The organism is Bradyrhizobium sp. IC4060, from assembly GCF_020193715.1.
GTDB classification, from domain to species: domain Bacteria; phylum Pseudomonadota; class Alphaproteobacteria; order Rhizobiales; family Xanthobacteraceae; genus Bradyrhizobium; species Bradyrhizobium yuanmingense.
In genome coordinates, this window is the sequence record NZ_JADYVJ010000005.1 from 354138 (window position 1) to 370718 (window position 16581).

Annotated in this window: 17 protein-coding genes; 8 read left to right on the forward strand and 9 right to left on the reverse strand. The window is 64.8% G+C overall.

Going from position 1 to position 16581, the window contains the following annotated elements; translation table 11 throughout:
* Positions 1-90: 90 nt before the first annotated feature.
* Positions 91-636, forward strand: coding sequence for a response regulator (locus I6F16_RS20025; protein ID WP_011088265.1), 546 nt, complete (start codon positions 91-93; stop codon positions 634-636).
* 28 nt (positions 637-664) lie between these two features.
* A complete protein-coding gene (locus I6F16_RS20030) occupies positions 665-1243 on the forward strand; it encodes an Hpt domain-containing protein (protein ID WP_225113265.1) in 579 nt (192 codons plus the stop codon).
* Between the two features lie 129 nt (positions 1244-1372).
* Here I6F16_RS20030 and I6F16_RS20035 read toward each other — a convergent pair whose 3' ends face one another.
* From I6F16_RS20035 to folE, 4 genes are all read right to left on the reverse strand, one after another.
* Positions 1373-2548, reverse strand: coding sequence for a DUF2336 domain-containing protein (locus tag I6F16_RS20035; protein WP_225113266.1), 1176 nt, complete (start codon positions 2546-2548; stop codon positions 1373-1375).
* A 270-nt stretch (positions 2549-2818) separates the two neighbouring features.
* The gene (locus tag I6F16_RS20040; RefSeq protein WP_225113267.1) at positions 2819-3892 is read right to left on the reverse strand and encodes a transglycosylase SLT domain-containing protein; all 1074 of its coding nucleotides are present in this window, start codon (positions 3890-3892) and stop codon (positions 2819-2821) included.
* Positions 3893-3988: 96 nt separating this feature from the next.
* Entirely contained in the window at positions 3989-4411 is a 423-nt protein-coding gene (hisI, locus tag I6F16_RS20045; protein WP_128264665.1) for a phosphoribosyl-AMP cyclohydrolase, read from the reverse strand.
* A gap of 27 nt (positions 4412-4438) precedes the next feature.
* Positions 4439-5131, reverse strand: coding sequence for a GTP cyclohydrolase I FolE (gene folE / locus I6F16_RS20050; RefSeq protein WP_036027718.1), 693 nt, complete (start codon positions 5129-5131; stop codon positions 4439-4441).
* Positions 5132-5381: 250 nt separating this feature from the next.
* Here folE and I6F16_RS20055 point away from each other — a divergent pair, with 250 nt between their 5' ends.
* Positions 5382-5837 carry an iron-sulfur cluster assembly scaffold protein gene (locus I6F16_RS20055; protein ID WP_225113268.1) on the forward strand — a complete coding sequence of 152 codons (456 nt, stop codon included), beginning with the start codon at positions 5382-5384 and terminating at the stop codon, positions 5835-5837.
* Between the two features lie 105 nt (positions 5838-5942).
* Here the strand turns inward: I6F16_RS20055 and I6F16_RS20060 are convergent, their stop codons facing one another.
* A complete protein-coding gene (locus I6F16_RS20060) occupies positions 5943-6839 on the reverse strand; it encodes a hypothetical protein (protein ID WP_036027720.1) in 897 nt (298 codons plus the stop codon).
* Positions 6840-7094: 255 nt separating this feature from the next.
* Between I6F16_RS20060 and yidD the strand changes: the two genes are divergently transcribed.
* Together yidD and I6F16_RS20070 are read left to right on the forward strand one after the other, a co-directional pair.
* A complete protein-coding gene (yidD, locus tag I6F16_RS20065) occupies positions 7095-7433 on the forward strand; it encodes a membrane protein insertion efficiency factor YidD (protein WP_225115019.1) in 339 nt (112 codons plus the stop codon).
* A gap of 89 nt (positions 7434-7522) precedes the next feature.
* A complete protein-coding gene (locus tag I6F16_RS20070) occupies positions 7523-7729 on the forward strand; it encodes a hypothetical protein (protein WP_036044035.1) in 207 nt (68 codons plus the stop codon).
* Here the strand turns inward: I6F16_RS20070 and I6F16_RS20075 are convergent, their stop codons facing one another.
* Both I6F16_RS20075 and I6F16_RS20080 read right to left on the reverse strand, forming a co-directional pair.
* Positions 7730-8944 (reverse strand): hypothetical protein, encoded by a 1215-nt coding sequence (locus tag I6F16_RS20075; protein WP_225115018.1) that lies wholly within the window; start codon positions 8942-8944, stop codon positions 7730-7732.
* Positions 8945-8946: 2 nt separating this feature from the next.
* A complete protein-coding gene (locus I6F16_RS20080; protein ID WP_225115017.1) occupies positions 8947-10314 on the reverse strand; it encodes an amino acid permease in 1368 nt (455 codons plus the stop codon).
* Positions 10315-10674: 360 nt separating this feature from the next.
* Between I6F16_RS20080 and I6F16_RS20085 the strand changes: the two genes are divergently transcribed.
* A complete protein-coding gene (locus I6F16_RS20085; protein ID WP_225115016.1) occupies positions 10675-11994 on the forward strand; it encodes an alpha/beta hydrolase in 1320 nt (439 codons plus the stop codon).
* Positions 11995-12015: 21 nt separating this feature from the next.
* On the opposite strand, the gene I6F16_RS20090 is transcribed toward I6F16_RS20085, so the two are convergent.
* Entirely contained in the window at positions 12016-12381 is a 366-nt protein-coding gene (locus tag I6F16_RS20090) for a hypothetical protein (protein ID WP_036010500.1), read from the reverse strand.
* Positions 12382-12470: 89 nt separating this feature from the next.
* Positions 12471-13646, reverse strand: a complete 1176-nt coding sequence (locus tag I6F16_RS20095; protein WP_225115015.1) for an MFS transporter — start codon at positions 13644-13646, stop codon at positions 12471-12473.
* A gap of 187 nt (positions 13647-13833) precedes the next feature.
* On the opposite strand from I6F16_RS20095, the gene thrS reads away from it, so the two are divergent.
* Together thrS and I6F16_RS20105 are read left to right on the forward strand one after the other, a co-directional pair.
* On the forward strand, positions 13834-15876 hold the full coding sequence (gene thrS, locus I6F16_RS20100) for a threonine--tRNA ligase (protein WP_225115014.1): 2043 nt from the start codon (positions 13834-13836) through the stop codon (positions 15874-15876).
* Positions 15877-15969: 93 nt separating this feature from the next.
* Positions 15970-16533, forward strand: coding sequence for a nitroreductase (locus I6F16_RS20105; protein ID WP_036010490.1), 564 nt, complete (start codon positions 15970-15972; stop codon positions 16531-16533).
* The last annotated feature ends 48 nt before the right edge of the window (positions 16534-16581 follow it).

Below are 16581 nucleotides of genomic sequence, written 5' to 3' on the forward strand. Positions count from 1 at the left end.
GTCCTGCCGGCCCACCCCTGGCCGCAACCCTTCGTTAACTCCCGGCACGATATGGTTAACGAAGGTTGACCCGCTTTTGGCCCGGGCGTCATGTTCCGCATCGACTTCAACAAGCTGCGCTTCCTCGTCTGCGACGACAATCCGCACATGCGCCGCATCCTGCGGACGCTGCTGCATTCGTTCGGCGCGCGCGAGGTCTATGAGGCCGAGGACGGCGCCACGGCGCTCGAAATGTACAGCCATTACGTGCCCGACATCGTCATCACCGACTGGGCCATGCCGATCTTCGACGGGCTCGAGCTCGCGCAGATGATCCGGCAGCCGGAATCCAAGGGCAATCCCTATGCACCGATCATCATGCTGACCGGACATTCGGAGAAACGTCGCGTCACGGTCGCGCGCGATGCCGGCGTCACCGAATTTCTGGCCAAGCCGATCTCGGCCAAGGGGCTCTATCAGCGTATCCTCAACGTCGTCGCCAATCCCCGCCCCTTCATCAAGACCAAGACCTATTTCGGCCCCGACCGGCGCCGCAACACCAACTCCGCCTATATGGGCCCGGAGCGCCGCGTCGGCGAAAAGCACGAGGTGCTGCAGCAGCCCTCGCTGCTCGACAAGGCCCGCTCCACCATCTAGCGCAACCGCTTCAGACGAGGCAGGCATCATGGCGAAGAACAGCGCAAAGGACATCGAGGTCAAGGCCTTCGCCACGCACCAGGTCATCACGCAGCCCAATCCGCTGCGCAAGGTCCTGCGCCGCGTCGAAGAAAAAGACCTCGACGACCCGGTCGCCCGCGCCGAGCAGGCGCTCGCGAGCCTCTCCGGCGAGTTCAAGGACTGGATGGTGATCGAGGTCCAGCGACTGTCCGCCGCCTGGACGGCCGTGCAGAACGACGGCTTCACGAAGAAACTGCGCGACGAGCTGTTTCACGCCGCGCATGACATCAAGGGCGATGCGGCGACATTCGGCTTTCCTTCAGCCGCAGGCATCGCCGAAAGCCTGTGCCGCGTCATCGAGCACGCGCCCGACCTGGAAAAGGTGCCGGCCGAGCTGTTCACGCACCACATCAACGCCATTCTCGCCATCGTACACGAGAACACCAGGCTGGACAGGATCAGCGTCTCGGCCGAGCTCAGCCGCCGCCTGCGCAAGGTCGCCGACGATTATCTTGCCCACGTCAACCGCGACCGCCCCGAGCATCTCGAGGTGATCCTGGCGCCGAGCATCGCGCCGGGGGAATAAGGCTTCACTCTCTCCTCTCGTCATTGCGAGCGCAGCGAAGCAATCAAGACTGTCGCCGCGGAGGGATTCTCGATTGCTTCGCTGCGCTCGCAATGACGGAGCCTGGCCCGCCTTGTCGCGAGCTTCGAACTACGCCGCAATCAGATCGTCATAGAGCGGATCGACCACATCATCCGCGACAATCTCGTCGCAGAACAGCCGTGCCTCTTCGCGCGCGGATTCAGTGGCGAAGCGGCGCAGCAGGACCATCAGCGGCTCGGTGGCGCCGCGATCGGATTCGCAATGGGTGAGCACGCGTTCGACCATGCGCCGGCGCAGCCGCACCGCGCCGTCGTCGCTGTCGACGAAGCCCTGCTCGCGGCAGGCATCGAGCGCGACCTGGAACGCCGCAAATGTCGCCTCCGGAAGCCCGGCGCGACGGAGCAGCGCGTGCACGCTGTTGCCGCCGCGCTCGTGCAGCAGCGCCGAGACGCGCGCGAGCGGCAGATCGGCGAGCTCGGCGAGTGCCGCATCGAACAAGCCCAGATTGCCGGACAGTAGTGCGCGCAGGATCAGGCCCGCGGTCAGCTGGCCGGTGACGCGCAAATGCCGGACCAGGCCCTGCATGTCATCGCCGCGCGAGCGCGCCGCGATGTTCATGGTGGAGCGATCGCGCGCCTCGATGGTGATGCGGTCCGCGCGCTCGGCGCTCAGCCAGTTCCGCGCCACGACGAATTGCGCCAGCGTCTCGGAGAGCTTTGCCACCAGCGCAGCACGCGTTGCGGCCGGCAGATCCTCCAGCACCAGCATCGCCTCGCGGATCGCGGCGAGATGACCGTGACGCTCGACGATCCGGTCCCAGGAGAACGGGGCGAGCTCGGCATGGGGATTCTCGATCAACTCCAGCGCGGCAGCCGCGCAGCCGACTTCGGCGATCGCGGCGCACACCGACACCGGCAATGCGATGCGGCGGGCGACTGCGCATTGCACCTCCTCGCCGCCGGTCGCGACGATGTCGACGAGATCGGCGTCGATCAAGAGCGGGGAATGTTCGAGCACCGGCAGCGCGACCGTCGGCTGATCGGCCGACAGCGCCCGCACGATTGCGGCCGGCGCGTCGAGGCTGCGGGCAAAGGCTTCGGCCATCGCCTGCCGGACCAGCGGCGAGGCATCATCGAGCAGCATCAGAAGCGCGCCTTCGGCGGCGATGCGATCGTCTGCAGAAAGGTCCGAGATCAGCCAGGCCCGGGCAAGCGCCCGTGTTGCCTCGGCCCGCTCGCCTGCGGGCGCCGTCCTGATCCAATGAATGAACTGCCGAACAATCATGCTGCTTCCGGCTTACACAACAAACGAAAAACGATGACGCTCGTCACCTGCAACACAAAATAAACCACGACGCTTAACAAAGCGTTCACCGTAACTGGCTGGTTTTGTTGATGATTTGTTAAGGGAACAAAGCCGCTTGGCAGGAGTGCCCCGGACGTAGCGCAGCACGCAAGTGATGCGCTGCTGAGCCGGGGCCCAGATGGTCGAAAGCAGTTTTGTTGCATGAGTCCCCGCTCTGCGCCGCAGCGCGTCCGGGACACGAGATCTCGGCTAGCTCGAGAACGTGCCGCTGCGATCACTGAAGAGATCGAGCGGTTGCGGCGGCCGCACGTCCGGCGTCGCCGCTGCGACCGAGGTGAGCGAGGCATTGTTGCCCCATAGTTTCTGCACCGTGGTCGAGACCGGCTGCGTGGCATCGCCGGGTTGATAGATCGAACGAAACACCGGCGTGCCCGTCGGATTGTCCGCGACATGTGTCGACGACGTCGCGCTGACGGGCGTCACTGTGCGGGCATTCGGGAAGGTCTGGAGATAGGCGGCGTTGTCCACGACAGGCGCAGTGGGCACCACTGCATTGGCACTCGCGACCTGCGTGGTCGAAGGCGTGGCGCCATACATCGCCATCGCGCTGCGGGTTACCTTTGAATTGGCGGCGCTGGCATAGCGGCTGTCCAGGACCGAATAGACCTCGGAGACGCTGCGGGCGCGGCCGTCCTTGGCGTAGAAGATCGGGCGGTTGGCGGCCGCCGCGTTGGGAAACAGCCGCGCGCCGACGGCTTGCGGATTGTCCTCGGCATTGGCGATCAATTTCGCCGCGCCGCGGACGCCCATGAAATGGGCCATGTAGAGTTCGCTGTCGCTCGGCCTGCGCCCGAGCAGGCCGGTGAGCTTGAAGCTGTTCGACTGCGTCAGCGCCGCGGCCATGGCGGAAGCGGCTTCGGGATCGTCGCGCAGCTTCATGATCGACCGCTTCTTGACGGGATCGTCGACGGTGTAGGTCCCCGATGACGTCCTGGTGATGGCGTCGGCGTAGCTGCCATAGCCGAGCTGGGTACCCGCTTCCTTCACCGTGCCGAGCCAGGTCTGGTCGATGAACTGGTAGAGCCCCTGCGCGGACGAGGTGGTGGCGGCGGCCGTCGGATTGAAGTCCGATTCCATCTTGGCCGTGGTCAGCATGTACTGGAAGCTGACGCCTGTGACGTTCGAGGCCTGCTTGATCGCACCGGCGACACGCGCGCGCGACGGATCAAGGCCGGCCGTCTGCGTGGCACTGAAACTGTCGATCGACATGGTGGAGGGCCCGCCCCGCGCGGCGCTGAGCGACGCCGGCAATTCGGCGCCCATCGTCTCACCGTGGGACAGGTATGGTTAAGGCGGGGTTAACTGACGCTCCGCGTCATTCCGGGGCATGCGACAGCGCGAACCCGGAATGACAGGCTGCTACTTCCTGTAAACGTCGTTCGGATCGAACAGCCGGTCCGCCTCAGTGAAGACCAATCTCGCTCCCCCGCCCTCGGCCTCGACCTTGCGGTAGAAGCACGACCGCCGGCCGGTATGGCAGGCCGCGCCGATCTGCTCGATGCGGATCCAGACCGCATCCTGATCGCAATCGGTGCGCATCTCGACCACGCGCTGAGTCTGACCCGACGTCTCACCTTTTCGCCACAACGCATTGCGCGAGCGGCTGAAATACCAGGCTTCGCCGGTCGCAATGGTCTTGCGCAGCGCCTCCTCGTTCATGTGCGCGACCATCAGCACGTCGCCGGTGGCGACGTCGGTGGCGACGACCGTCACGAGGCCAGCGGCATCAAATCTGGGCAGGAAGGCGAGGCCCTCCTCGATCTCATGGGAATGAGCGGACACAGCAACTCTCGCCGGTTTGTCGCGAGGTCAGCGCGTCGTGCCTCGCACCAGGGACAGGAAACGGGCCTGCTCCGCCGGATTGTCGCGGAACATGCCGGTGAAGCGGCTGGTGAAAGTAGAGGCGCCATGCTTGGCGACGCCGCGCACCGACATGCAGGTATGCTCGGCCTCGATCAGCACGGCAACGCCGCGAGGCTTGAGGACCTCGTCGATCGCGGCGGCGATCTGCGCGGTCAGGTGCTCCTGGGTCTGGAGCCGGCGGGCGAAAATGTCGGTCAGGCGGGCCAGCTTGGACAGGCCGACGACGCGCTCCACCGGCGTATAGGCGATGTGCGCCTTGCCGTAGAACGGCATCATGTGGTGCTCGCATTGCGAGGTGAACTCGATGTCGCGCACCAGGACGAAATCGTCATAGCCCGCCGTCTCGCCGAAGGTGCGGTCGAGCACCTCGGCCGGGCACTGGTGGTAGCCTTGATAGAGCTCGTCGAAAGCCTCGACGACGCGGCGCGGCGTGTCGAGCAGGCCCTCGCGCTCGGTGTTCTCGCCGATATAGGCGAGCAGCGTCTTCACCGCCGCTTCCGCCTCGGCGCGCGCGGGACGCGGCTGGTCGGCGCGGACGGCGGCCGCGAGGAATTCGGCAGGATCAAGCTCGGCCGGGCGGTTTTCGGGCTGCCGGTCGGAGGGCTTGCCCGGGCGGATGGATTTGATTGCAGCGTCCATATCTTCTCCGTTCGACGGCCTAACGGCCGGAGTGTCACCGGCAGACGGGGCGGCCAAGCCGCCGGACGCCTGAACAGAACAGTTTCGGTGCAAAAGTCCCAAGGTCACAAGCCGGCAGCGCAGATCTGGATCACCCCACCGCTCCGCTGGACTGTTTTTCCACCAGTTCCGCCCCTATATAGGACCGTGGGCGGCGCCCGCCAAGGCCGATCCGGCTTGGAAGCGGGTGTGACGCGTTGGACTCCATCACATGCTGAACGACATTTACAACAAGCGGATCATCGAGCTGGCCGGGAATATTCCGCGGCTCGGACGGTTGGCGGACCCCGATGCCTCCGCCACCGCCCATTCCAAGCTGTGCGGCTCGACCGTGAAGGTCGATCTTAAGATGAACGGGGATACCGTCACCGACTTCGCCCATGACGTGAAGGCCTGCGCTTTGGGCCAGGCCTCTTCATCCATCATGGCAAGTCACGTGGTCGGCTCGACTGCGAGCGAACTCCGTGAGTTACGCGAAACCGTTCGCAAGATGCTGAAGGAGAATGGTGCGCCTCCTCAAGGAAAATGGGAGGAGATCAAGTTCCTCGAGCCGGTCCGCGACTACAAGGCGCGCCATGCCTCGACGCTTCTCACCTTCGATGCCGTGGTTGATGCCATCGGCCAGATCGAAGCCAAAACCAAGCAGCCGGCCGCAGCGCAAGGCTAACCCCCTCTCCGTCATTCCGGGCGAACTTGCGCACCCCAGGTACGCACTTGCTCACCAAGGTTCGCGCTGACGCGCGCCCCGGGATGACTACCGAGATTTAAGAGCTTACTTCGGCGCCGCCGCAGCAGCCGGTGTGGCAACACTACCGGTCGGCACCAGGGCTTCCGCCGTCTTGGTCGACTTGGAAGCCTGCTCCGGTTCCGCGCCGAACCTCGCCTGCGTCTTCGGTGCAAGCTCCGCCATTGCCGGCGCCGAGATATCCACGTGCGGGAGCACGTCAGCCACGAGATCGGTCGTAACCAGATTGGTGAGCTTGAGCTCGCCGGCATCGAGCTCGTGCAGGTCCTCCCAAGGCGGGACGCTGAGCGCAAGCGACAACAGATCCCCGGCGCCACCCATATCGAAGGTGTATTTGGCGAGGCGGCCGATGTCGCGCTCCACGATCATCAGGTCCTGCGCGCTATAGCTCGCCGCCTTGGCATCATCGGCGCGGTCGCCCATCCAGATCTGGTGAACCCGGACATGAGCGGCTTCCGGCACGTAACGCTTCTTGCCGGCCAGCAGCAGGAAGGCGCACATGGATTCGCAATACGCTTCCGGCGCGACGGCCGGCCGTGTCGACGGCCCGCCGCGGAGGCTCACGCCGACCGTGGTCAAAAGCCCGAGATTGCGGAAGCGCCGGCCGAGCGTGATCGCGTCATTGACGGAGCCGCCGCTGGAATCGAGCACTACGGTGGCGCCGCCGAGCTGGCGGCCGCGCGAAAACTCTTCGAATTCTTTGGGCGTATCGGCGGTGATGATGCCGACCGCGCTGATCCAGCCGCGGCAGTTCGGCTCGCAGGCGACCCAGCTGAACTTCATCGGCAGCTTGCGCTCTTCGAGGGCAGCGCCGGCGCGGGCCGACGATCCGAATGTTGCGACAGCGCCAGCCAGCGCGACTCCGCAGACGGCGGTTCCCACCAGCAACCAGCCGCGAAGTTTAAGGGAGTTCAGAAGTCTCAATCTGGTTCCTTCCCCAAGCCCCAAAGCCCCAAGGTCCCCAAACAATCCCCGGTGGCGCTACCTGAGTCCATCATACAGGCGTATGTTTCTACACACGACCGTCATAAAAATGGTATCCGGGCGAATACAGATCGTCCACAGATACTTGCTGCACTGCTCCCAAAAAACACGCAAAATATGGCGTGGAAACAACAACTTATGGTTCCCTGCACCGGAACCGGGCAAAGCTTCGCTCAACATCGCAGCACAACGCACATGAAGCATTCAGCTTGCGAGCATTGTTCCAGTTCCGTCGATGGTGTGCTCCGGCTGCCGCGCAGATTCGGCCGTGCACTGATCTGGCTGTATCGCCACACGCTGTCACCTCTGGTCGGTTACAATTGCCGGCACCTGCCGACCTGCTCCGTCTATGGCGATGAGGCAATCGAACGGTTCGGGCTGTGGGCCGGCGGCTGGATGACGCTCGCGCGCCTGCTCCGTTGCCATCCCTTCGGCACGTCCGGCATCGACAACGTGCCTCTCACGACGCCCAAAGGCGCACGCTGGTATCTCCCCTGGCGCTATGGCCGCTGGCGCGGAGTTAACGCGTCCTGACCTGCGGTGCTCTGAACAGCGCCGCCCTGACCGGAACCTTAGACTTTCCGCCCGCGTTGTCTTGATGCTCCCCACGGGAGGAAACAACAATGCGCTGGAAAATCAGCCCGCATTTTCACGTCAAGCCCGGTCCGAATCTCGATCACAGGGCACACGATCCAAGAACCATCGATCTGCTCGCCATCATCGCTTTGCTTGCGCTCGTCCTCGGCTCAGGCTGGTATCTTGAGAGGAGCCTTGCAACACAGCCGAGCACGACGACGTTCATCGTGCCGAGCCAGAGCGTGCATTGGTAGTCACCGGAACCAGTAGAACCGTCCCTGTGACGGAGGGATCGACTCCGGCGGTCGTAGCCGCTTCGGGCGCGGCGGCTTTGGCGCCGGCTCGGCGGCCGAAGTGGTCTCTGCAGCCGGTGCGGTCTCGCTGCCCGGCACCTTCACCGCCAGCAGCAAATTCGATTCACGCATGCGCCAGCGATAGCCGACGCCGAAATCGATCGGCTGGGCGCGCGTGAACAGCTCGGCGTAGCGCTCCTGGTAGCGGCCGGGGAATTCGTCGATGGGGCCGAGATAGCGGCCGAACGGGAAGAACCGCCATTGCCGCGCATTGTAGTTCGCAAGGGGAATGCCGGAATCGTCCTGGATGACGGTGGCGCTGTTGGCGAGCAACCAGTCGCGTGCGACGGTGAAATTGCCAGAGTGCAACAGGTAGGACGCACTCTTGAGCAGGCTGTTGCCGGGCCCGAGCGTCTCGCAGAATTTCAGGAAGCCCGTGGCACGTGCGCCGGAATTTGAGAGGTCGGTTGCGAAATAATACAGCGTACGCGCTTCCCCGTCGCTGCCGGCAAAGCTGATGCGGACGCCGCGCGTCGCGTTCCGTCCGGGATTGTCGCCGCCGACATGTAGCCCGCCCTTGTCGTCGAGCGCGATCATCTCGACGTTGCGGATGGTCTTGCCGGAGCGGGCGAGGAAGACATAGAGAATCGGCAGGGTGCCGTTGACCTGGTTGGCGCTCAGGTCGACCTTCATCTGCTTGGTGATGAAGAACGAGAAGCTCAGGATCGAGCCAAGCGAGCGTTCGACGTTATAGAGCGCAGCTCCGACCGAACCGCGCGGCAGCCGCGTCAAATCGGGCACCGCGCCGACGGGCTCCAGCGCGCCGAGCACGTAGGTGCTGGCTTTGGGATAGAAGGTGTTGGCGTAGAGGAAATCGGGGCCGCTGAACAAATAGAACATGGTCGGTCGGGGCGCGGCCAGATTGAGGTCGGCCCAGCTGCGGATCTTCGAGAGCTGACGCTGCTCGAGCTGAGCGAAGGCGCCGTCGAAGAATTTGGCGTGACGCTGCCAGGCCGGGTCCCTGGTGAGCGGCACCAGCGGCGAGTCCGCCGAAGGCTGCATGCCCGCAAGGAAGCGCGCCGTGTCATCGAAGGTGACGTCTGCGGCACGCGCGGACGAGACGGCCGCAGCCAGGAGGACGAAAGCAACGGCCGCAATTCTCAGGGGGCGGAGCATGTCTATTCGCGATGCGGTGATGCGGCAGCGACGACGGGCCGCCTGCGGAAAACAGCGTAAATCAAAAGGCCGGAGAGCATGACGAGCATTCCCGACAGCGACTGAAGCGGCCGCTCCGTCAGAAGGTAGTACATCATGAACGCGGTCACGAGCAGAAACACGAGCGGCGTGAATGGGTATCCCCAGGCGCGATAGGGCCGCGGCAGATCGGGATCGGTGATCCGCAGCTTGATGACGCCGGCGACCGTGAAGAACGAGCAGAACAACAGCGCGAACTGGATGAAATCGAGCACCGCCTCGAAGCTGCGCGTGAACAGCAGAAGATTGGCGATGGCCAGTTGGAACAGGATGGCATAGGCCGGCGCGCCGCTCACGGACCGCTTGGAGAAAACGCGCAAGGCGGAAATGTCCTCCCCCATCGTCATCATCACGCGCGGGCCGATCCACATCATCGCGCTGATCGAAGAGATCAGACCGAAGCAAATCATGGCGCCGACGATCCGACCGCCGAGGGTGCCGAAGATCGCCGTGCCGGCGACACTGGCGACGTCGAGCTGGCCGGCGAGCGCGCTGACCGGCGCCGAATGGAGAAATACCGCGTTCAGCGCGACATACAGCACGAGCACGATCAGCGTGCCCGCGAGCAGCGCGCGCGGCAGGTTCCGTTGCGGCGTCTTCATCTCGCCGATGATGTAGGTGGCGGCATTCCAGCCCGAGAACGAATACATCACGAAGACGAGCCCGATGGCGAACGGCGCGCTGACGATGTGAGCGATATCGCCGGGCTGCGGCGTGAAGCTGATCGGCTGCGGCACGGCGATGACGAAGCCGGCGACCAGGAAGCCGACGATCAGCACGACCTTGAGGACGGTCGAGATCAACTGGAACGTGGATGAGTGCCTGACGCCGGTCAGTTGCACCAGCGAAACCAGCCACACCACGCCGATGGCGAGCGGAATCGCCGGCAGATCGGGTACGACCGACTTGGCATATTCCCCGAACGCCATCGCGGCGAGCGCGACCGGCGCCGCGAAGCCGACCGTGGCCGACACCCAGCCGGCGAGGAAGCCGAAGGCCGGGTGATAGGCACGGCCGAGGAAATTGTACTCGCCGCTCGAGCGCGGAAACATCGCGCCCAACTCGCTGTACGCGAACACACCGCACAGCGCGACGACGCCGCCGACCGTCCAGAGCAGCAGGATCGAGAAGCCGGACGGGATGTCCTTGACCTGGAAGCCGAGGCTGGTGAAGACGCCGACCCCGATCATGTCGGCGACGACGATGGCGGTGGCGACCGGAACGGAGACCCCGGCCCCCCTCCCGGTCAGCCGGTCCGTCCAGGGCGGGGTACCCGCATCTGATGCCGTCATCGGGGTCCTTAACCTCAGGCGCTTCGCCTAATGGGCCGATCGTGCACTTTGGCCCAGTCAATTCAAGCAGGGTTAACAAGGGTTAAATGAGGCAACGGAGGTAGGTACCTGACCACCGCCTAGGCGCTTCTTTGGACGATGTCTCTGGATGCACCCGGGATTGTCTGTTCCGCTCCCCCACAATCAGGACACGATTGCATGGTCCTTTCGAGCGTTCCGGATGTGGGGAAGTTTCTCCGGACGCTTAACGTCGCCTAAACGCCAGTCGGCTCAATTGTTTCAAGTTTGCCGATGGACGTGTGACTTGGACGTGTGACCTGGGACGTAAGACTTGGGTCGTGACTTTGGGGTCATGGGTGGATGGCCGGGGCCGCTCCTAAACTGAGAGCTGATGATCGTGCCGATCGGACAATGTCCGGTCGGCATGATCGTGCGCTCCGGGCCGCTCTAATCTCAGTCATGGTGCCGTTGTCGCTGACGCTGGTTCAATGCGGCAAGGCGCCGGATCCGGCGGCGCTGGCGGCGAACTCCCAGGCGAATGTCCAGGTGGTCGCCAAGACCAATTCGCAGAGCTCGAACGCGCGCCTGGCAAGCGGCGACACGTTCGAGGACCGCTTCCCTGCCCCGCAGTTTAGGGAGCGCTTTCCCTCGGCGAGTGAGAGCTTCCTGCAGCGGCAGATGTCGGACTTCTCGCCCAAGCGCGCCGTGCAGTCTCAGCCGGAGCAGGCGTCCTACAAGGTGGCCTCGCTCGAGCCGCAAGTGCCGTACAAGCGCCCCGCCCGCGAGGATCTGACGACACTCGTCAGCATGAAGTCGTCGGCCTTTCCCTATTTCGGCAACAACCCCGCCTCCGACGCGCCCTTCCTCAACATCTCCAAGGGCGACCGCCGCGGCCACCGCAGCTATTCCGGCCGCGTCTACTGGCAGGACGAGACCTACAGCGACAGCCGCGTGCTGGTGCACGTGCCCGAGCATTTCGACCTGCGCAAGCCGGGCGTGATCGTGGTGTTCTTCCACGGCAATGGCGCAACGCTCGAGCGCGACGTCCGCGACCGGCAGATGGTGCCGAAACAGGTCACCGATTCCGGCGCCAATGCGATCCTGCTCGCGCCGCAGATGGCGGTCGACGCCGCCGATTCCAGCGCCGGAAAATTCTGGCAGCCGGGCGGCTTCAAGCGCTTCATGGCGGAATCGGCCGACCATCTTGCGCGCCTCACCGGCGATCCCAACAGCGCGCGCGCCTTCGCCAACATGCCGATCGTGATCGTCGGCTATAGCGGCGGCTTCCTGCCGACGGCCTGGAGCCTCGAGGTCGGCGGCATCAGCGACCGCGTGCGCGGCGTGGTGCTGCTCGATGCCGTCTATGGCGAGATGGACAAATTCGCGTCCTGGATCGAGAGCCACCGTTCCGGCTTCTTCGTCAGCGCCTACACCCGCCACACCGCGCGGCGCGACCGCGAGCTGATGAGCATGCTCCGCCAGAAGGGCATCAGCGTCGCCGAGGACATGGACGGGCCGCTACGACCCGGCAGCGTGGTATTCGTGGAGACCGGCGAGGGCATCACCCATCGCGACTATGTCACCCGCGCTTGGACGCGCGATCCGCTCAAGGACGTGCTGGTGAAGATGGCGGCGACGCCGTCGCTCGCGCTGACGCGCGTCGCCTCCACAAATCCCTAGCCGGGATATCAGTTCCCAATATCAGTTCCTGGGCAGCTTCGGAATGCTCTCGGCAAAGCCGTTGAAGCAGGCCAGCCGCTCGTCCTCTTCCTTGAAGAAGCGGCAGTCGGCATAGCCCTTGGCCTTGGCCGGCTTCGGCTTCGGCGCCGGCGGGATCACCGCGTCGTAGCAGTTGAGGCGATCCTTGGTGCCGTCGTCGATTTCGAGGCAGGTCTGGAGGCGGACCGCGATCGATTGCGGCTTGCCCTTTGGAGCGGCGACAGCCTCCTTGGCGCCTTTCGGTTTGACCTGCACCAGCGGCTTGTCCCCCACCATGGGTGGCTTCTCGGTCTGCGCAAATGCGGAGGCTGAATAGAGCACCGCGGCAACCGCCAGAATCATCCTCATCTCAGTCAACTCTCTTTGATCCCCACGCCGGCCTTCTACCGCTCCCGCGCGAGGTTTGCCAAGCGCCTTGCGCGCACGACCTGCTGCGTTCAGGCGGTGGCGGCAGCCGCCCGCCTGGGCCGGGTCACGACCACCAGGATCAGTGCCAGCACGACGAAACCGACCGCGACGAAGCCGAGCGTGTGCAGGAGCTCGCGGGCGAACAGCAAGCCGCCGACCGCGGAGCCGACCGCCTGGCCGATATAGAGGACGGATGTGTTGAGGGCGACGGTGGCCGACGCCAGCGGCGGCGCAGCCGCGACCAGCCGCACCTGCTGCATCGAGTTGGTCGAGGCGAAGCCAAGGCCCCAGATCGTCACCGCGCCCGCCATCATGACGAGCGAGCCGGCGCCGAGGGCCCACCCGCTCATCCCGGCAAGCAGCAGGCAGGTGAACAGCAACGAGGTGCGATAGGGCCCCGCAGTGTCGACGATGCGGGTGGCGACGACGACGCCAAGGAAGCCGCAGATCCCGTACAGCGCGAAGACCAAGCCGATCGCATCGGGACCGGCGCCATTGAGCTTGTTGAGCAGCGGGCCCATATAGGTGAATACGACGAACTGCCCCGACATTTGCAGCATCGTGATCGCGAGCAGCAGCAGGATCGTCCTGCTTCGGCCGACGGCGGCCCATGTCTTCAGATCGACCGGTGCGCCCTGCAGGCCCGCCGGCAGACGCAGCAGCAACAGCAGCAAGCTGACGCAGCCGAGCGCGCCGACCCCGCCATAGGCCGCGCGCCAGCCGTAGCGGCTGGCGATAAAGGTGATGAGCGGCAGGCCGACCGCGGCTGCGAGCGACCAGCCGAGGAAGAGGTACGCAATGGTGCTGCCGCGCCGTTCCGCCGGTACGATCAGCGCAGCCGTGCCGGCCGCCTGCGGCGTATAGAGCGAGCCGACTGCGAGCATCGCGAGCCGAATGATCAGCAGGCTGGTGTAATCGGGCGCAAACGCGGAGGCGAGATTGCCGAGTGCGAGCACCGCCAGCGTCGTGGCGAGCAGGATCCGCCGTTCGATACGGCTGGTCAGCCACGCCGTCAGCGGCGAGCCGACGCACAGCGTCACCGCGCCGAAGGTGATCAGGAGCCCGGCCGCGTGGATGCTGATCCCGAGCCCCGCCGACAATTCCGGCAGCATGCCCGCCGGTGCCAAGACCGAGCAGCCGGTCACGAGATTGCCGAGCATCAGGGCGGTTGGCGCGAAACGGCCGGCGGCTGGGGCGCTTTTCATGCAAACGCATGTAGCGGCGGCCTGCGACCGGTTAAAGGGTACAACGTGAAATAGTTGCTGGCTCCGCCCCGGGTTTTGCGCGCCACTTTCTTGGAAATGCCGGATTGCGCAGGCCGAATCGCCTGATATATCGCTCGTTCCCGCTTACCTGCGCTCGTTCGCAGGAGTGAGCCCCAGGAGAAAAGCAATGTCCGACCAGCCCAAATCCGAGTCCGGCTTCCAGTACAGCCTCTCCAATTTGAAGCCCGTGACCCCCGCCGCCAAAGTCACCCTCACCTTCCCCGACGGCGCCAAGCGCCAGTTCGACAAGGGCATCACCGGCCTCGATATCGCCAAGGGCATCTCGCCGTCGCTGGCCAAGCGCACGGTCGCCATGGCGCTCGACGGCGCGCTTGCCGATCTCAACGATCCGATCGAGGCCGACGCTGGAATCGAGCTCGTCAATCGCGACGATCCGCGCGCGCTCGAATTGATCCGGCACGACTGCGCACACGTGCTGGCGGAAGCGGTGCAGACGCTGTGGCCGGGAACCCAGGTCACGATCGGCCCCGTGATCGAGAACGGCTTCTATTACGACTTCTTCCGCAACGAGCCGTTCACGCCGGAAGACTTTGCCGCGATCGAGAAGAAGATGCGCGAGATCATCGCGCGCGACAAGCCTTTCACCAAGGAAGTCTGGGACCGCGAAAAGACCAAGCAGGTGTTCCGCGACAAGGGCGAGGCCTTCAAGGTCGAGCTGGTCGACGCCATTCCCGGCACCGAGCCGATCAAGATCTACTACCAGGGCGACTGGTTCGACCTGTGCCGCGGTCCGCACATGACCTCGACCGGCAAGGTCGGAGGCGCCTTCAAGCTGATGAAGGTGGCCGGCGCTTATTGGCGCGGCGACAGCAACAACCCGATGCTGACCCGCATCTACGGCACGGCCTTCGCCAAGCAGGAGGACCTCGACGCCTACCTCAAGCAGATCGAGGAAGCCGAGAAGCGCGACCATCGCAAGCTCGGGCGCGAGCTCGACCTCTTCCACTTCCAGGAGGAAGGTCCGGGCGTCGTGTTCTGGCATCCGAAAGGCTGGACCATCTTCCAGCAGCTGATCGCCTATATGCGCCGGCGCCTCTCCGGCGACTACAACGAGGTCAACGCGCCGCAGATCCTCGACAAGGTGCTGTGGGAGACCTCGGGCCATTGGGGCTGGTATCGCGAGAACATGTTCGCGGCGCAATCGGCCGGCGACGAGGCCGAGGACAAGCGCTGGTTTGCGCTCAAGCCGATGAACTGCCCCGGTCACGTCCAGATCTTCAAGCACGGCCTGAAGAGCTATCGGGACCTGCCCTTGCGCCTCGCCGAGTTCGGCGTGGTGCACCGCTACGAGCCCTCCGGCGCCATGCACGGCCTGATGCGCGTGCGCGGCTTCACCCAGGACGACGCGCACATCTTCTGCACCGAGGATCAGCTCGCCGAGGAGTGCCTGAAGATCAACGATTTGATCCTGTCGACCTATGCCGATTTCGGCTTCACCGGCGACCTCACGGTGAAGCTCTCGACCCGGCCGGAGAAACGCGTCGGCACCGATGCGATGTGGGATCACGCCGAGCGCGTAATGGCGACGGTGCTGCGCGAGATCCAGTCGCAGAACAATCACATCAAGACCGAGATCAATCCGGGCGAAGGCGCGTTCTATGGGCCGAAGTTCGAATACGTTCTGCGCGATGCCATCGGTCGCGACTGGCAGTGCGGCACCACGCAGGTCGACTTCAACCTGCCGGAGCGGTTCGGCGCCTTCTACATCGACCATGACGGCGGCAAGAAACCGCCGGTGATGGTGCACCGCGCGATCTGCGGCTCGATGGAGCGCTATATCGGCATCCTGATCGAGCACTATGCCGGCAACTTCCCGCTCTGGCTCTCGCCGGTGCAGGCGGTTGTCACCACCATCACCTCGGAAGGCGACGAATACGCCAAGGTGGTGCTGGAGCAGGCGCGGCGCGCCGGGCTTCGGGCCGAGATCGACCTGCGCAACGAAAAGATCAACTACAAGGTCCGTGAGCACTCGCTGGCCAAGATCCCGGCCCTGCTCGTGGTCGGCAAGAAAGAGGCCGAGACGCACTCCGTCTCGGTCCGCCGGCTCGGCAGCGACGGCCAGAAAGTGATGACCACGGCCGAGGCGATCGCCGCCCTGGTCGACGAGGCGACGCCGCCGGATGTGAAGCGAATGCGCGGCGCCGTCTGAGCCCTGAAATCGATCTAAATTCGCTTCCGGTTGCGGGCGTGCATGCTTATCTCGGCATGGCACGCCCGCCGACCATTTGAAGAGGATATCGCAGTGCCCGATGCCATCGAACTCCTGAAGACCCGCCGCTCGGTCAAGCCGCGCGAGATGACGGGGCCCGGCCCGTCGGCGGCCGAGCTCGAGACCATCCTCACCATCGGGGCGCGCGTGCCGGATCACGGCAAGCTCGCGCCCTGGCGCTTCATCATCTTCGAGGGCGAGGCCCGGCTACGTGCCGGCGAGGTGATCGCGCGGGTCTTCGCCAGGAAGAATCCGGGGGCGCCGGCGGCCGACGTCGAGACCGAGCGCAAGCGCCTAATGGACGCACCGCTGGTGATCGGCATCGTCAGCTTCACCAAGCCGCATCCGAAGGTGCCGGCGTTCGAGCAGGAATTGTCGGCGGGCGCCAGCGCCATGAACATCGTCACCGCCGCCACCGCACTCGGCTACGGCGCCTGCTGGCTGACCGGCTGGTTCTCTTTCGACCGCGACGTGCTCGACGGCCTCGGCCTCAAGCCGGATGAGAAGCTCGCCGGCTTCATTCATATCGGCACGCCGACCAAGCCGAACGAGGACCGTCCGCGCCCGTCACTTTCGGACATCGTGACGCGATTTTAATCGATGTTGTGTTGACGCATCGAGCCTCTTGCGGCTTTGATCCCGCCG

What these genes read in the sequence shown, in the direction of transcription:
- I6F16_RS20025 (WP_011088265.1), top strand. Translation starts at nt 91, where the DNA reads ATGTTCCGCATCGACTTCAACAAGCTGCGCTTCCTCGTCTGCGACGAC.
- I6F16_RS20030 (WP_225113265.1), top strand. Translation starts at nt 665, where the DNA reads ATGGCGAAGAACAGCGCAAAGGACATCGAGGTCAAGGCCTTCGCCACG.
- I6F16_RS20035 (WP_225113266.1), bottom strand. Translation starts at nt 2,548, where the DNA reads ATGATTGTTCGGCAGTTCATTCATTGGATCAGGACGGCGCCCGCAGGC.
- I6F16_RS20040 (WP_225113267.1), bottom strand. Translation starts at nt 3,892, where the DNA reads ATGGGCGCCGAATTGCCGGCGTCGCTCAGCGCCGCGCGGGGCGGGCCC.
- folE (WP_036027718.1), bottom strand. Translation starts at nt 5,131, where the DNA reads ATGGACGCTGCAATCAAATCCATCCGCCCGGGCAAGCCCTCCGACCGG.
- I6F16_RS20055 (WP_225113268.1), top strand. Translation starts at nt 5,382, where the DNA reads ATGCTGAACGACATTTACAACAAGCGGATCATCGAGCTGGCCGGGAAT.
- yidD (WP_225115019.1), top strand. Translation starts at nt 7,095, where the DNA reads ATGAAGCATTCAGCTTGCGAGCATTGTTCCAGTTCCGTCGATGGTGTG.
- I6F16_RS20070 (WP_036044035.1), top strand. Translation starts at nt 7,523, where the DNA reads ATGCGCTGGAAAATCAGCCCGCATTTTCACGTCAAGCCCGGTCCGAAT.
- I6F16_RS20075 (WP_225115018.1), bottom strand. Translation starts at nt 8,944, where the DNA reads ATGCTCCGCCCCCTGAGAATTGCGGCCGTTGCTTTCGTCCTCCTGGCT.
- I6F16_RS20080 (WP_225115017.1), bottom strand. Translation starts at nt 10,314, where the DNA reads ATGACGGCATCAGATGCGGGTACCCCGCCCTGGACGGACCGGCTGACC.
- I6F16_RS20085 (WP_225115016.1), top strand. Translation starts at nt 10,675, where the DNA reads ATGGCCGGGGCCGCTCCTAAACTGAGAGCTGATGATCGTGCCGATCGG.
- I6F16_RS20090 (WP_036010500.1), bottom strand. Translation starts at nt 12,381, where the DNA reads ATGAGGATGATTCTGGCGGTTGCCGCGGTGCTCTATTCAGCCTCCGCA.
- I6F16_RS20095 (WP_225115015.1), bottom strand. Translation starts at nt 13,646, where the DNA reads ATGAAAAGCGCCCCAGCCGCCGGCCGTTTCGCGCCAACCGCCCTGATG.
- thrS (WP_225115014.1), top strand. Translation starts at nt 13,834, where the DNA reads ATGTCCGACCAGCCCAAATCCGAGTCCGGCTTCCAGTACAGCCTCTCC.